The organism is Vibrio sp. 1180_3, from assembly GCF_029478545.1.
In the GTDB taxonomy this organism is placed as follows: Bacteria; Pseudomonadota; Gammaproteobacteria; order Enterobacterales; family Vibrionaceae; genus Vibrio; species Vibrio aestuarianus.
Map to the genome: position 1 here is coordinate 23462 of NZ_SJFM01000023.1, position 15748 is coordinate 39209.

Consider the following 15748-nt stretch of genomic DNA (forward strand, 5'->3'; position numbering starts at 1 on the left):
GATCACCGGATAAGAGTATAGTTATACACATTAGTTTGCTTGATTTATGTACTAAATGATTTTAGGTGTTTTACTTAAAGTTATTCACATCTGTATAGATATAAAAAAAGCGGCTAGTCAGCCGCTTTCTCAACAGAGATTAAGATTAGAATCGTTCGATATGCTGCTTCAACCACGCTTCAGCCGCGTCTTCTGGAACTGGATATTCTAACGTATCAATAGTGAGGCAATCAGTGAGCGGAGTGGCTCCGATATCTTCCAGCAGTTCAAATGCATGCTTACCAGCGGCGCAGAACGTGTCGTAGCTTGAATCACCAATGGCCACTACCGCGTATTTCAATGCGCTGGTATTAGGTGGTGTTGTTTGAAGAGCAGCAATAAAAGGTTGGATATTATCGGGATAGTCTCCCGCACCGTGAGTAGATGTGACGATCAACCATATGTCTTGAGCAGGGATAGCATCCAGCTTGGGTTGGTTGTGGATAGTTGTGGTATAACCTTGCTCTTGTAGCAGATCGTTAAGATGATCTCCCACGTATTCGGCACCACCTAATGTACTGCCTGTAATTATATGGATCATAAGATTGCCTTCTATCGAATAGGGAATGAGGTCCTATTTGTGGTTATTTACCGATACAGAACGAGGAAAAAATACGGCCAAGTAAGTCATCTGAACTAAATTCACCGGTAATTTCATTTAAATGCTGTTGCGATAAACGCAACTCTTCCGCTAGGATTTCACCGGCCATATAACCTTCAAGTTGTTGCTGACCAATACTGAGGTGTTCCGCGGCACGTTCTAAGGCATCGAGATGTCGACGACGAGCCATAAAACCGCCTTCATTGCCACCTGCAAAGCCCATGCACTCTTTTAAGTGGGTACGCAGTGCATCAACACCTCCACCTGTTTTCGCTGACAAGCGGATAAGCGTTGGTGAGTTCACGTGACAAATACCTAATTCTTCTTTGGTTTGATCGACTTTATTACGGATCACCGTCATGCCGATGTTGTCTGGTAGGCGATCAACAAAATCAGGCCAAATCTCTTTCGGATCGGTTGCATCTGTGGTTGTGCCATCAACCATGAATAACACGCGATCGGCTTGAGCTATTTCATCCCAAGCGCGTTCAATACCTATTTTTTCTACTTCGTCAGAGGCTTCACGTAGGCCTGCGGTATCGATAATGTGCAGCGGCATACCGTCAATGTGGATGTGCTCTCGCAGCACGTCACGTGTTGTTCCTGCGATGTCGGTGACGATTGCTGAGTCTTTGCCTGACAGAGCATTGAGCAAACTTGATTTCCCTGCGTTAGGGCGACCTGCAATAACTACTTTCATGCCTTCACGCATGATCGCACCTTGGTTGGCTTCTTTACGCACAGCCGCTAGGTTATCGATGATGGTTTGTAGATCACCTGCGACTTTGCCATCGGCAAGGAAATCGATCTCTTCTTCTGGGAAATCAATCGCTGCTTCGACATAAATACGAAGGTGAATAAGTGATTCAACCAAAGTATGAATGCGTTTTGAGAATTGACCTTGCAGCGATTGGAGAGCTGACTTCGCCGCTTCTTCAGAACTTGCGTCGATCAAGTCTGCAATTGCTTCAGCCTGAGTAAGGTCCATTTTATCGTTTAAAAAGGCACGCTCAGAGAATTCACCGGGACGAGCGGCACGCACACCACGAATGGCCAAAATGCGTTTGATGAGCATATCCATTACCACTGGACCACCGTGCCCTTGCAGCTCTAGAACATCTTCACCGGTGAAAGAGTGAGGGTTAGGAAAATAGAGTGCGATGCCTTGGTCAAGCTCGCTGCCATCTTGATGTTTAAACGGCAAATATTCAGCGTAGCGAGGCTTTAGTGTTTTACCTGTGACTTCAAGAGCTACTTGAGCCGCTTGAGGGCCGGATACGCGAATAATACCCACGCCACCTCTGCCAGGTGCTGTTGCTTGGGCGACAATGGTATCTGTAGACATAACTGTACCTAAAATAGGATTGGATTAGCGCAATTGTAATCAGCCAAAAACAAAAAGGCGACCTTTTGGCCGCCTTTGTTCAATTTGTTCGGTCTTACTTCATCAACGAGTGACTACTTAGAGTGTAAGCCTTTTTTCTCCAACGCTTTGTAAATCACAGTTTGTTGAATCAAAGTTACGATGTTCGATACCAACCAGTAGATAACAAGGCCTGATGGGAAGAACAAGAAGAAGAACGTAAACATAACCGGCATAAAGGTCATGATCTTCTGCTGCATCGGATCTGTTACCGTTGTTGGGCTCATCTTCTGGATCATAAACATACTTACACCCATCAATAATGGCAAGATGTAGTATGGGTCTTGTGCTGAAAGGTCATGAATCCAACCAAAGAATGGTGAATGACGCAGTTCAACAGATTCCATTAATGACCAGTAAAGCGCAATGAAGATTGGCATCTGTAGGAAGATAGGTAAACAACCACCGAGTGGATTTACTTTCTCTTTTTTGTACAGTTCCATCATCTCTTGGCTCATGCGTTGGCGGTCATCGCCGATACGCTCGCGCATTGCTTGCAGTTTAGGTTGCAGCATGCGCATTTTAGCCATAGAAGTGTATTGCGCTTTGGTTAGTGGGTACATGGCACCACGAACGATGAAGGTTAAGCAGATGATTGCCACACCCCAGTTGCCCACAAAGCTTTGAATAAATGAAAGTAGCATGTGTAGTGGTTTAGCAATAAACCATAGCCAACCGTAGTCAACCACTAGGTCAAGGTTAGGTGCAACCTCAGCCATTTCATCTTGCAGTTTTGGACCAACCCACAAGGTTGCTAAAAACGTCGCTTTGTCACCATCTGCGATGGTTTTGTTTGGCATACGTACGCCGATATCACCTAAATTGCCAATCACACGAGTGTACAGATTTGAACCAGCCTCGTTACGTGGGATCCACGCCGTTGCAAAGTAGTGTTGGATCATCGCCGCCCAACCTTGTCCATTGGCTAATGGAAGAGATAGGTTGCGATCTTGCATATCGTCGAAGCTGTATTTTTTGTAGCGTGTTTCTTCTGTTGAATAAGCACCACCACGGTAAGTTGGCATTGCTAGGCTGCCACCAGCGTCTAATAGATTTTGACGTAAGTGAGCATACATACCTAGTGTCGCATTGTTACCTGACTTGTTGAGTACATCAAATTCAACATCTAACGCGTAGCTACCACGTTTAAGGATGAATGTTTTGGTGTATTCAAGGCCATTAGCTTGATACGTCATTGGAATACGCAGTTCGTCTTGACCGTCAACTAGGGCAAAGCTGTCAGCGCTAACTGCATAGTTTGGACGATTGTTGCTGCTTAAATCGATACCTTGAGGGCCCACTAAACCACTTTGTGCGATAAATTGGTGACCAGGAATATTTTTAAGTAGAACAAACGAGTCTTCTGAATCAAGTTCAGCGTCGTACTGATTTAGTTCAGCTGAAACTACATCACCACCAACTGTGTCAATTGACAGAGTCAGTACATCAGTCGTGACGGTGATAGTTTTTGCCGACACATTCTGTGTAGGTGTTGGGTCTAACTCATCAGCAATAGATGGTGCAGGTAAAGTACTGCTATTTTGTGCCTGCTCAACCGCTTGAGGTGCTGGGTTCTTAGCTACTTGCCATTGCTGGAAAAGTAAAAAAGAAACCAATGCCAAGGCGATTAACAGGATATTACGTTGAGAATCCATCGTTATTTATCTCTGTCTTGTGTTTGGACTGGTGGTGGAACGGGGTCAAAACCCCCTTCATTCAAAGGGTGGCATTTTAATAGACGTTTGCCTGATAACCAACACCCTTTTACAAAACCGTGACCTTTCAACGCTTCTATCGCATATGTAGAGCAGGTTGGAGTAAAACGACAGCGTGGTCCAAGGAGAGGACTAATGATTCCTTGATAAAGACGGACGAATCCGATAGCTAACCACGTGAAGGGCGAGACAGGCGATGCCATAATTTATCTAATAGTTTGAACATTTCTTCATTGCTTAAATCTTGCGCGCTCTTTTTAGCAATGACAACAAAATCTTTATTTGGAAGTTGATGTTGTTTGTTGCGAAAACTTTCGCGAGCGAGACGCTTGAAGCGGTTACGACCAACAGCGGTTTTGATCTGTTTTTTCGGAACGGCTAGTCCCAATCTTGGATGAGAGAGAGAATTTTCGCGAGCAATAATTGTGAAATGGGGGGAGCCTGCGCTATGCGCTTGCTGAAAGACTTTTTTATAATGCTCGGGAGTTAACAAACGTAACTCCCGATTGAACGCGTACGTATTCAAAATAATCGCGAATTATTTTGACAGGCGCGCACGGCCTTTAGCACGACGTGCATTAATAACCTTACGGCCGTTCTTAGTTGCCATGCGTGCACGGAAGCCGTGAGTACGCTTGCGCTTTAGAACGGTAGGTTGAAAAGTGCGTTTAGACATGTGTAATTACCTTACTGATCAGTAGTTTTTAGGTTCAATGAAACCCGGCGTGGGCATATTTCTCTTCTTTATATAAAGAAAGGAATCCGACGCCTCTCAACAAAGAGGCGGAATTGTAATCACTGTCACAATAAGTGTCAACGATTGGGTTTACTAAAATTCCGGTCGGGCGATTATACGCAGTCTCCTTAAAAGCACAAGGATCCTTAGTCGATCCCGACCTGATTTAAAAATTTCTTGAGTTTAGGATCTTGTGGATTATCGAAGATATCCTGTGGAGAACCTTGTTCTACAATGTGGCCATTTGCCATGAAGATCACGCGATCCGCGACCTCTTTAGCAAATTGCATTTCATGAGTCACCACCAGCATGGTTTGATGCTGTGTTGCTAATTTCTTCATTAAAGCAAGTACTTCGCCGACCCATTCAGGATCAAGAGCAGACGTTGGCTCATCAAATAATAGCAATTCTGGTTGCAGTGCCATTGCTCTGCCAATACCTACACGCTGCTGCTGTCCACCGGAAAGCGCGGCGGGATAGCTATCGCCTTTATCACTCAGGCCAATGTCATCCAAAATTTGTTGTGCACGAGCTAAAGCTTGGTCCTTTTTCCAACCTCGTACGGTTATTAGCCCTTCAGCAATATTTTGTCTGGCGGTCATATGAGCAAATAGGGCGTAGTTTTGGAAGACGAACCCAGTTTTGCGGCGCAGAGCAAGCACCTCGGCTTTGGTCGGTTTTTGGCTGTCGACGGTCACATCATCAATGGTTATCTTGCCTTGATCAGCTTGCTCTAAAAAATTTACGCAGCGCAGTAAGGTTGATTTCCCAGTTCCACTAGAACCGATAATGACGATGATCTCACCTTGCTCAATAGAGAGATTAATTCCTTTTAGTACCTCAGTTTCCCCAAAACGCTTATGAATATTTTCAAGTTTGATCATCGTACATACGCCTTATTGAGTTTCTCTTCAGCCCAAATCTGGATGCGGGTGAGAATCACCACCACAGCCCAATAAATTAATGCGACAGCTAAGAAAGCTTCAAAAAAGCGAAAACTTGAAGAAGCTTCCATTTGCGCTTTTGCCATTATTTCCGCCACACCTAAAGTAAAAGCAAGCGAGGTGGATTTGATCATGTCGATGAAATAGTTCATCAACGAAGGCAGAGCAACACGTGTCGCTTGTGGCAAAATAATACGACGCATGGCTTGGCTGGTGGTCATTCCCACCGATAAGCTCGCTTCCATTTGACTGCGGTCAATGCCGATAATTGCGGCGCGAATACTTTCGGCCATGTATGCGGCAAAGTGTAAGGTTAAACCAATCACCGCAGCGCTAAAGGCGTTTAATCCGACCATGAAAGGAAAGACTTGCGGTAGACCGTAATACAGCAGGAATAGTTGAACCAGCAAAGGCGTACCACGGAAAAAACTGATATATAGCTGGCTTAACGGGTTTAAAATCGGAACTTTAAACACTCGAATATTGGCTAAAATGACCGATAAAATCAGAGCAAAGACTAGGCCCCAGCTTGCCATTTCCATTGTGGTGCCTAAATACTTGAGCAGTATCGGCATCAACTCCAGCATGTAGTTAAAATCAAATCCCATGCACTTACCTTTAGATAAAAAGAAAAGGTGGAATGAACCATTCCACCTCTATATATATAACGATACGCTGACTTATTTGTTGGTGATATCAGCACCGAACCATTTTTCAGAAATGTTACTTAGAGTGCCATCAGCACGCATTGATGCCAATGCTTTGTTCACTTCAGATTGCAATTTTTGACCTTTTTCGTTGTTGACGAATGGCCAAGCATTTTCAATGGTTTCAAAAGGTTTACCTGCTAGTTGTAGCGGTAAACCAGTTTTTTTAATCAGCTCAAGTGCTGACAAACGATCCATCACAAACGCATCAGAACGTCCAAGCGCAACATCATGCTCAATACCTGTATCGTAGGTTTTGATATTGATTTTATTTTCTTTGTCATAGCTGCGAAGTAATTGTTCAAAGTTCGAACCCAAATTCACCGCGACAGTTTTGCCTGCTAAATCTTCAATGCCCTGAATGCTGTCATTACCTTTACGCACTGTAATTTGAGCACCATCAATCACATAAGGGTCAGCAAATAGATATTTCGCTTTGCGAGCATCGGTGATGGTGATCTGGTTTGAAATGGTATCAATTCGTCCCGTTTCGAGTAAACCAAACAGCCCAGAAAAACTTGATGTAACATATTCGACTTGGTAGTCGTTACGTTTACCTATTTCATCCCATACATCCACTTCAAAGCCTTGTAGTTTGTCTTTTTCTACGAAAGTGAAAGGGAAATAACGACCTGACATACCGACTTTAATTTCAGTGGCGGCTTGTACGGTTGCTGTCGATAGCGCAATTGCGGCAATCGCGATTTTAATCCAGTTTTTCATCTTGTGACTCCTTATATTTATAGAGCAGGATGTTACTGGTAAATGACACAATAGAATAAATAACCAGTTGTTATTAGCCATAACCGAAGGTAATCGCAAAATGGGGATAACTCACACTGATCTTTGTATATGTGGATCATTATGTGGGTAAAATAGAGGTTAGTTGTGAAGATCTACAAAAATCAAGCCTAAATTGTGTGAATAACTTAGATCTTATTCACTGGATCCTCGATCAATTGCTGGCGATCTTGGTTATCAACAGGTAAAATCGCCAGTCTTTTCGATCATTTACTTAGAGTGAGAGCACCGTGTCATCTTCGCTATGGTTGCAATGTTTGCAACAGCTTCAAGAAGAATTACCCGCAGCAGAATTCAGTATGTGGGTGCGTCCGTTACAAGCGGAACTTAATGACAATACTCTCACTTTGTTTGCCCCAAACCGTTTTGTGTTGGATTGGGTGCGTGATAAGTACATCAATAGCATTAACCGTTTATTGCAAGAGCATTGTGGCAACGATACTCCAAGCTTGCGTTTTGAAGTGGGCAGTCGTCGAGTCAGCGCGCCAAAAACAGCGCCTGTACGTACGCCTGCTGATGTCGCGGCCGAATCGTCAGCACCGGCGCAATTGCAAGCGCGTAAGCCAGTGCACCGTACTTGGGAAAACGATACTGTGGTGGCAGATATCAACCACCGTTCAAACGTTAACCCTAAGCACAAGTTCAATAACTTTGTTGAAGGTAAATCAAACCAATTGGGTTTGGCTGCTGCGCGTCAAGTGTCAGATAACCCTGGGGCTGCTTATAATCCACTGTTTTTGTACGGTGGTACTGGCCTTGGTAAAACGCACTTATTGCACGCAGTCGGCAATGCGATTGTCGATAACAATCCGAATGCGAAAGTGATCTACATGCACTCAGAGCGTTTTGTGCAAGATATGGTGAAAGCATTACAAAATAATGCAATTGAAGAATTCAAACGCTATTACCGTAGTGTCGATGCGTTATTGATCGATGACATTCAATTTTTTGCTAATAAAGAGCGTTCTCAAGAAGAGTTTTTCCATACCTTCAATGCGCTATTAGAAGGCAACCAACAAATCATTCTGACTTCCGATCGCTATCCAAAAGAGATTAACGGTGTGGAAGATCGCCTTAAATCGCGCTTTGGGTGGGGGCTAACGGTTGCCATTGAGCCACCAGAGCTTGAAACGCGAGTCGCGATTTTAATGAAGAAGGCTGAAGATCACCAAATTCATCTAGCCGATGAAGTGGCTTTCTTTATTGCAAAACGTCTGCGTTCTAATGTTCGTGAGCTGGAAGGAGCTTTGAACCGCGTTATCGCTAACGCTAACTTCACTGGTCGTCCTATTACGATTGATTTTGTTCGTGAAGCACTGCGTGATCTGCTGGCGTTACAAGAAAAATTAGTCACCATAGACAATATTCAAAAGACTGTGGCGGAATATTACAAAATCAAAGTCGCGGATTTACTTTCTAAACGCCGCTCTCGTTCCGTAGCACGTCCTCGTCAATTAGCGATGGCACTCGCAAAAGAACTTACCAACCACAGCTTACCTGAAATTGGTGATGCATTTGGTGGTCGAGACCATACCACAGTGCTGCATGCTTGCCGTAAAATACAGCAGTTGCGTGAAGAGAGTCATGACATTAAAGAAGATTACTCGAATTTGATTCGTACGCTTTCTTCTTGATGTACAAGCTGCAGATATCAGCTATTTTTACCCACGGTCTGGGTATCGCCCGATAACATCGTAAGAGCTAACTATGAAATTTACTATTGAACGTAGCCACTTCATTAAGCCACTTCAGCAAGTTTCTGGCACGTTAGGCGGACGTGCAACTTTGCCTATTCTTGGTAACTTACTGCTTAAAGTGGAAGAAAATGTGTTGTCGATGACAGCCACCGATCTTGAAGTTGAGCTGATTAGCCGAGTAACCCTAGAAGGGGATTGTGAAGCGGGTAATATTACGGTTCCTGCACGTAAGTTTTTGGATATTTGTCGAGGTTTACCGGATAGTGCGGTGATCACTGTGGTTTTAGAAGGTGATCGTCTCCAAATGCGTTCTGGTCGTAGTCGCTTTTCTCTTGCCACTTTGCCAGCCAGTGATTTCCCCAATATTGAAGATTGGCAAAGTGAAGTCGAAGTTGAAGTGACACAAGCAGAGCTGCGTGGCTTGATTGAAAAAACTCAGTTTTCAATGGCCAACCAAGATGTGCGTTATTACTTGAACGGTATGCTATTTGAAATTGATGGTTCAATATTACGTTCAGTGGCAACAGATGGTCACCGTATGGCGGTTTCTCAAACTTCATTAGCTGCCGATTTCTCCAATAAGCAGATCATTGTGCCGCGTAAAGGGGTGCAAGAATTAGTGAAGCTGCTTGATGCACCAGAACAACCTGTCGTACTGCAAATTGGTAGTTCCAATCTACGAGCGGAAGTGAATAACTTTGTCTTTACTTCTAAGCTTGTCGATGGCCGATTCCCAGATTATCGCCGCGTAATGCCGCAACATACCAACAAAACGCTAGAAACAGGTTGCGATGAACTACGTCAGGCATTTTCGCGAGCGGCGATTTTGTCTAATGAAAAATTCCGTGGCGTACGCGTGAATTTAGCTAATAACGAAATGCGTATCACCGCCAACAACCCAGAGCAAGAAGAGGCCGAGGAAATGTTAGACGTAACCTTTGAAGGTGAGGCTATTGAAATTGGCTTTAACGTCAGCTACGTCTTGGATGTACTCAACACATTGCGTTGTGAGCAGGTGCGTGTTTCTATGTCGGATGCCAATGCCAGTGCATTAATTGAAAATCGCGATGACGACAGTGCTATGTATGTCGTGATGCCGATCCGACTTTAAGTTTGCTTAATGCCACTTACTCGTCTCATCGTTCAACAATTTCGTAATATTAAAGCCTGTGATATTCCATTATCAGCAGGCTTTAACTTTCTTGTTGGTCCGAATGGCAGCGGCAAAACCAGTGTATTGGAAGCGATCTATTTACTCGGTCATGGTCGTTCATTTAAGAGCGCATTAACGGGGCGAGTGATTCAAAACGAGTGTCAGGAACTGTTTGTTCATGGGCGTTTTTTGACCTCGGATCAATTTGAGCTACCAATTGGCATTAATAAGCAGCGTGATGGCTCGACAGAGGTTAAAATAGGCGGTCAATCTGGGCAAAAATTGGCACAGTTGGCGCAAGTTTTACCATTGCAGTTGATTCACCCTGAAGGGTTTGATCTGCTGACGGATGGACCAAAACAACGGCGTGCATTTATCGATTGGGGGGTGTTCCATACTGAACCTGCTTTCTATGATGCATGGGGGCGTTTTAAGCGCCTCAATAAGCAACGTAATGCGTTATTAAAAACCGCGACCAGTTATCGTGAACTCAGTTATTGGGATCAAGAAATGGCGCGTTTAGCGGAACAGATTGATGTTTGGCGTAGTGCGTACGTTGCACAAATGAAACTCGTTGCTGAAGAGTTATGCCAAGGTTTTTTACCCGAATTTGATATTCAATTGAAGTATTCAAGAGGCTGGGATAAGGACACGCCTTATCAACAAATCCTCGAAAAAAACTTCGAGCGTGACCAATCGCTTGGTTACACGTTTAGTGGTCCGAATAAAGCGGACTTAAGAATTAAAGTGAATGGAACGCCAGTAGAAGACGTTTTATCACGAGGTCAGTTGAAGTTAATGGTGTGTGCACTGCGTGTTGCACAAGGACAGCACCTTACCCAATTGACAGGTAAGCAATGCATCTACTTGATAGATGACTTTGCTTCTGAATTAGATAGCCAACGTCGTCAGCGCTTAGCAGACTGCTTAAAAGCGACGGGGGCTCAGGTTTTTGTAAGTTCTATTACTGAAAGCCAAGTTGCAGACATGATTGAGTCAAACAGCAAGATGTTTCATGTGGAACATGGCACAATAGGACACGGATAAATAGTGAGAGAGTAACTGATGTCGAATAATTACGATTCATCGAGTATTAAGGTACTGAAGGGTCTGGATGCGGTACGTAAACGTCCAGGTATGTACATCGGCGACACTGATGATGGCACCGGTCTGCACCACATGGTTTTTGAGGTGGTGGATAACTCAATTGATGAAGCGTTGGCAGGCCATTGTTCAGACATCATAATCACCATCCATGAAGATAACTCGGTATCGGTCAGCGATGACGGCCGTGGTATTCCAACGGAAATGCACGAAGAAGAAGGTGTTTCTGCTGCTGAAGTTATCATGACGGTACTCCACGCGGGTGGTAAGTTTGATGATAACTCATACAAAGTTTCTGGTGGTCTGCATGGTGTAGGGGTTTCTGTGGTAAACGCCCTATCTGAAAAAGTGGAACTGACCATTAAGCGTAAAGGCGAAATATTCCAACAAATCTATCATCATGGTGTGCCTCAAGCACCATTGGCTGTGATCGGTAAAACCGAAGAAACTGGTACTCGCATCCGTTTCTGGCCAAGTGAAGAAACCTTCACCAACATTGAATTCCATTACGAAATTCTAGCTAAACGTCTACGTGAGCTTTCTTTCCTAAACTCTGGCGTATCGATTAAATTAACCGATGAGCGTGAAGAAGATAAATCTGATCACTTCATGTTTGAAGGTGGTATCCGTGCTTTCGTTGAGCATCTAAACCGCAATAAAACCCCAATTCACCAAAAGATTTTCTACTTTGACCATACTCGTGAAGAAGATGGCATTACCGTTGAAGTTGCGATGCAATGGAATGATGGTTTCCAGGAAGGGGTGTACTGTTTTACCAACAACATCCCACAACGAGATGGTGGTACTCACTTAGCCGGTTTCCGTGGTGCATTGACACGTACGCTCAATAACTTCATGGACAAAGAAGGTTACTCGAAAAAAGCGCAAGCGGCGACTTCGGGTGATGATGCTCGTGAAGGCTTAACGGCGGTTGTATCGGTAAAAGTGCCAGATCCAAAATTCTCCAGCCAAACCAAAGACAAACTGGTTTCATCCGAAGTGAAATCAGCGGTTGAATCAGCGATGAGTGAGAAGTTGTCGGAATTCTTAATTGAAAACCCAACGGAAGCAAAAATCGTGTGTGGCAAAATTATTGATGCGGCTCGTGCTCGTGAAGCGGCGCGTAAAGCTCGCGACATGACTCGTCGTAAAGGCGCGTTAGATTTAGCTGGTCTGCCGGGTAAACTGGCCGATTGCCAAGAAAAAGATCCTGCTCTTTCTGAACTGTACATAGTGGAAGGAGACTCTGCTGGCGGATCAGCCAAGCAGGGACGTAACCGTAAAAACCAAGCGATTTTGCCGTTGAAAGGTAAAATCCTCAACGTTGAGAAAGCACGTTTTGATAAAATGCTTTCTTCTCAAGAAGTTGCCACGCTTATCACTGCCCTTGGTTGTGGTATTGGTCGTGACGAATACAACCCAGATAAACTGCGTTACCATAACATCATCATCATGACCGATGCGGACGTCGATGGTTCTCACATCCGTACGCTACTATTGACCTTCTTCTACCGTCAAATGCCAGAGTTGATTGAACGTGGTTACATCTATATTGCTCAGCCACCACTTTACAAAGTGAAGAAAGGTAAGCAAGAGCAATACATTAAAGATGAAGAAGCGATGGAGCTGTATCAAGCAGGTCTTGCTTTGGATAATGCAGAGCTTTATGTCAACGCCAATGCTCCTGCTTTAGCGGGTGGTCCACTTGAAAAGCTGGTGCTTCAATACAATCAATGTATGAAACTGGTTAAGCGCATGAGCCGTCGTTACCCATATGCGATGATCAACGAGTTAACTTACATCCCTCGTTTAACCGCAGAGATGTCTAAAGATGCCAACCAAGTGCAGGCTTGGGGTGAAAAACTGGTAGAGCAACTCAACGCCAAAGAAGTCGGTGCAAGCCAATACTCACTTGAAGTGGAAAAACACGAAGAGTTGGGTGTGAGCATTGTTAAGCTGGTGGTTCGTACTCACGGTGTGATGCACGAATATGTGGTTTCTTTGGATCTATTAAACTCGAAAGAATACGGTCGTTTAGCGGATCTATCAGAAGCATTAGATGGTTTGATTGAAGAAGGCGCTTATGTAAAACGTGGCGAGCGTACTCAAGAAGTTTCTAGCTTCACAGAAGCATTAGATTGGTTGATCAAAGAGTCGCGTCGTGGTCTTTCACTACAACGTTACAAAGGTTTGGGTGAAATGAACCCTGACCAACTTTGGGAAACCACTATGGACCCAGACTCTCGCCGTATGATGCAAGTCACCATTGAGGACGCTGTTGGCGCTGATGAACTGTTTACTACGCTAATGGGTGACCAAGTTGAGCCACGTCGTGCGTTCATTGAAGAGAATGCACTGAAAGTGGCTAACCTCGACGTATAGATGAACTGATTTTTGTGTTGAAGGTGTGTATTTATACCTATAAATTCTGCGCCTTCTCCTTGAATTAATCCTATCTAGCTTTCGATAAAGAAAGCGAAGTTAATTGAGAATACCGTCTTTTAAGGCGGTATTTTTGTTTTTAACTTATTGAAAAATATGAGTTTGAAAAAATTTTTAAAATTTTTAAAATTTTCTCTTGAAACTATTTTATTCAATCCATATATCTAGTTGTGAAGAGGGTCGCTGTCTTGCTCAATAGAGAAGAAACAGACCTCTGGAATCGCTAGAACAACATCGCTCATAAGAGGATGTATCGTTTAGCACACTAATTTGAACCTAGATTCTAAACCATGTCCCTGCGCAATATCGCCAGTGGAATGGCTGAGAATCCCTTAGCTGCCGCAGAGCTTTGCTTTGTTGGAAACTCGCAGCTAGGACTATTGCTTATGATGAGGATAGTAATATGAGAACTGTAGATTTCACTCCTTTATACCGCAACGCAATTGGTTTTGACCGTCTATTAAATATGATGGAAGCCAACTCAGCGAAAAACACTTCAGCGGGTTACCCTCCGTACAATATCGAACAACAAGGTGAAAATAAGTATCGTATCACCATGGCGGTTGCTGGTTTTGCTGAAGAGCATATCGATATTACTCAGCAAGAAAATATGTTGATTGTTCGTGGTGAGCGTAAAGCTGAAGAGAATAAAAATTACGTCTATCAAGGTATTGCTGAACGCGATTTTGAGCGTAAATTCCAATTAGCGGATTACGTTAAAGTGATCGGTGCAACGATGGAAAATGGTTTACTGCACGTTGATTTGGAACGTGAAACACCTGAAGCAATGCAGCCACGTAAAATAGCGATTAATGGTAAAAGCTTACTTGAGAATAACTAAGTGACCCATTAAGCATAAAGTAGTGAAAGAGCGCCAATTGGCGCTCTTTTTAATGGTGGCTACATCTATTTCTGCTCAATCACTATGATTGCTGATAAGCCAGTGCAATCTCTTGTGCGATAATTTGAATGCCTTTTTGCATCGCGGCATCGTCTTGCACGTAGTTCATACGCAAGCATTGATGCGCGTGTTGCCAATCATCTTGTTGACCGATAAAGAAATACTCTCCCGGTACAATCAATACCCCGCGCGCTTTTAAACGTTGGTAAAGTTCCATCGTGGTAATGGGCAACTCATCAAACCAAAGCCATAAAAAGATAGCGCCTTCTGGTTTGTGAATGCGAAAACGTGGGTCGCTAATCGCTTGTTGCAGTAACTCTACGGCTCGTTGCGATTTCTGTTTGTAGAAGGGCTTAATAACCTCGCTGCTAAGCCTTAATAGATCACCATTTTCAATCATATGGTTGGCGATAGCAGGGCCGATACTGCCTGGCGCTAGGCTAATAATGCCATTCATATTGGTTAATGCTTGGGTGATAGTCTCACTGGCAATCACAATACCGCAGCGTACACCAGGTAACCCTAATTTCGATAAACTCATACACAGAATGGTGTTGTCATTCCAAAAGGGTTCAATCTCTTCAAAAATAATATTGGGAAAGGGAACACCGTAAGCGTTGTCGATGATCAGAGGGATATTGTTAGCGCGCGCAAGTTTATCCAGTTTATGGATCTCTTCTTCCGTTAACACATTACCGGTTGGGTTGGTCGGGCGAGAGGCGCAAATAGCCGCGACGGAATCATCGACTGTCAGCTTTTCAAAATCGACATGGTATTTAAAGAGACCATTATCGAGCATTTCAATTTCAGGGCGGTAAGAGACAAAAATATCTTCATCAATGCCAGCATCACCATAACCGATGTATTCCGGTGCTAGGGGGAGCAAAATTTTCTTGTGTGATCCGTCAGGCTGTTGGCCAGCAAATAAGTTAAATAAGTAGAAGAAGCCACTTTGACTGCCATTGGTTAGGCTAATATTTTTTTCGCTGATATCCCAGCCATAAGTCTCTTGTAACAACTTGGCGAGTGATTTAATGAACAGGTCTTTACCTTGCGGGCCATCGTAGTTGGCTAATGCAGCGAGCAATTCGCCACTGCTGAGCATATCGGCACTGGCTTGGTGAAAGTAATCGAGCATGGCGGGAATGGCGGCTGGGTTACCACCACCGAGCATGATTGCTCCTGGGGTGCGTAGGCCGTCATTAAGATCATCCATTAGTTGGGTAATACCAGAATACTGATTAAATTTTTCACCAAATTTCGAAAACTGCATTGCTTATTGCCTAATTCATTATTGTATTTGCTTACGTAACGGAGCATGGAACCGTCCCATGCCAATCGGATAGTCTTTGAACATACCGCAATGTTTTTGTGAGGCAAAGCACTATTTGTGTGCAGAGTGAAAATAGGAATAGCAGCGAAAAAAAAGCCCAACTCGATGGAGTTGGGCTTCAATAGTTTAACCTGTGGTCGTTGACTTAATTC

At 43.9% G+C, this 15748-nt stretch carries 15 protein-coding genes; 5 read left to right on the top strand and 10 right to left on the bottom strand.

Translation table 11 applies throughout. The annotated features are described in order from the left end of the window. Positions 1 to 145: 145 nt before the first annotated feature. From mioC to EYW48_RS14195, 9 genes are all read right to left on the bottom strand, one after another. Entirely contained in the window at positions 146 to 580 is a 435-nt protein-coding gene (gene mioC, locus EYW48_RS14155; protein WP_274672367.1) for an FMN-binding protein MioC, read from the bottom strand. 43 nt (positions 581 to 623) lie between these two features. Continuing rightward, positions 624 to 1985: a tRNA uridine-5-carboxymethylaminomethyl(34) synthesis GTPase MnmE gene (mnmE, locus tag EYW48_RS14160; protein WP_277432580.1), complete on the bottom strand. Its 1362-nt coding sequence runs from the start codon at positions 1983 to 1985 to the stop codon at positions 624 to 626. Between the two features lie 113 nt (positions 1986 to 2098). Further along, positions 2099 to 3718, bottom strand: a complete 1620-nt coding sequence (gene yidC / locus EYW48_RS14165; RefSeq protein WP_176313145.1) for a membrane protein insertase YidC — start codon at positions 3716 to 3718, stop codon at positions 2099 to 2101. 2 nt (positions 3719 to 3720) lie between these two features. Then, entirely contained in the window at positions 3721 to 3981 is a 261-nt protein-coding gene (gene yidD / locus EYW48_RS14170) for a membrane protein insertion efficiency factor YidD (protein WP_080996272.1), read from the bottom strand. Next, complete coding sequence (rnpA, locus tag EYW48_RS14175; protein WP_080996273.1) at positions 3948 to 4304, bottom strand: ribonuclease P protein component; 357 nt, start codon at positions 4302 to 4304, stop codon at positions 3948 to 3950. Before rnpA ends, yidD begins: the two co-directional genes overlap by 34 nt. Positions 4305 to 4316: 12 nt before the next feature. Then, complete coding sequence (rpmH, locus tag EYW48_RS14180; RefSeq protein ID WP_010319951.1) at positions 4317 to 4454, bottom strand: 50S ribosomal protein L34; 138 nt, start codon at positions 4452 to 4454, stop codon at positions 4317 to 4319. 206 nt (positions 4455 to 4660) lie between these two features. Next, positions 4661 to 5398, bottom strand: coding sequence for an amino acid ABC transporter ATP-binding protein (locus tag EYW48_RS14185; RefSeq protein WP_053308871.1), 738 nt, complete (start codon positions 5396 to 5398; stop codon positions 4661 to 4663). Then, positions 5395 to 6066 carry an amino acid ABC transporter permease gene (locus tag EYW48_RS14190; RefSeq protein WP_053308872.1) on the bottom strand — a complete coding sequence of 224 codons (672 nt, stop codon included), beginning with the start codon at positions 6064 to 6066 and terminating at the stop codon, positions 5395 to 5397. Before EYW48_RS14190 ends, EYW48_RS14185 begins: the two co-directional genes overlap by 4 nt. Before the next feature lie 72 nt (positions 6067 to 6138). Further along, positions 6139 to 6888: an amino acid ABC transporter substrate-binding protein gene (locus EYW48_RS14195; RefSeq protein ID WP_168523843.1), complete on the bottom strand. Its 750-nt coding sequence runs from the start codon at positions 6886 to 6888 to the stop codon at positions 6139 to 6141. Positions 6889 to 7196: 308 nt separating this feature from the next. Here EYW48_RS14195 and dnaA point away from each other — a divergent pair, with 308 nt between their 5' ends. The 5 genes from dnaA to EYW48_RS14220 all read left to right on the top strand — a co-directional run bounded on the left by dnaA (position 7197) and on the right by EYW48_RS14220 (position 14203). Then, positions 7197 to 8600: a chromosomal replication initiator protein DnaA gene (gene dnaA, locus EYW48_RS14200; RefSeq protein ID WP_053308874.1), complete on the top strand. Its 1404-nt coding sequence runs from the start codon at positions 7197 to 7199 to the stop codon at positions 8598 to 8600. 73 nt (positions 8601 to 8673) lie between these two features. Then, on the top strand, positions 8674 to 9774 hold the full coding sequence (gene dnaN / locus EYW48_RS14205; protein ID WP_176246125.1) for a DNA polymerase III subunit beta: 1101 nt from the start codon (positions 8674 to 8676) through the stop codon (positions 9772 to 9774). Between the two features lie 9 nt (positions 9775 to 9783). Then, positions 9784 to 10863 carry a DNA replication/repair protein RecF gene (recF, locus tag EYW48_RS14210; protein WP_171979824.1) on the top strand — a complete coding sequence of 360 codons (1080 nt, stop codon included), beginning with the start codon at positions 9784 to 9786 and terminating at the stop codon, positions 10861 to 10863. A gap of 18 nt (positions 10864 to 10881) precedes the next feature. After that, the gene (gene gyrB / locus EYW48_RS14215) at positions 10882 to 13302 is read left to right on the top strand and encodes a DNA topoisomerase (ATP-hydrolyzing) subunit B (protein ID WP_168780408.1); all 2421 of its coding nucleotides are present in this window, start codon (positions 10882 to 10884) and stop codon (positions 13300 to 13302) included. Between the two features lie 463 nt (positions 13303 to 13765). Beyond that, complete coding sequence (locus EYW48_RS14220) at positions 13766 to 14203, top strand: Hsp20 family protein (protein ID WP_053308878.1); 438 nt, start codon at positions 13766 to 13768, stop codon at positions 14201 to 14203. 82 nt (positions 14204 to 14285) lie between these two features. On the opposite strand, the gene EYW48_RS14225 is transcribed toward EYW48_RS14220, so the two are convergent. Next, positions 14286 to 15536 carry a valine--pyruvate transaminase gene (locus EYW48_RS14225; RefSeq protein ID WP_053308879.1) on the bottom strand — a complete coding sequence of 417 codons (1251 nt, stop codon included), beginning with the start codon at positions 15534 to 15536 and terminating at the stop codon, positions 14286 to 14288. Positions 15537 to 15748 lie beyond the last annotated feature (212 nt).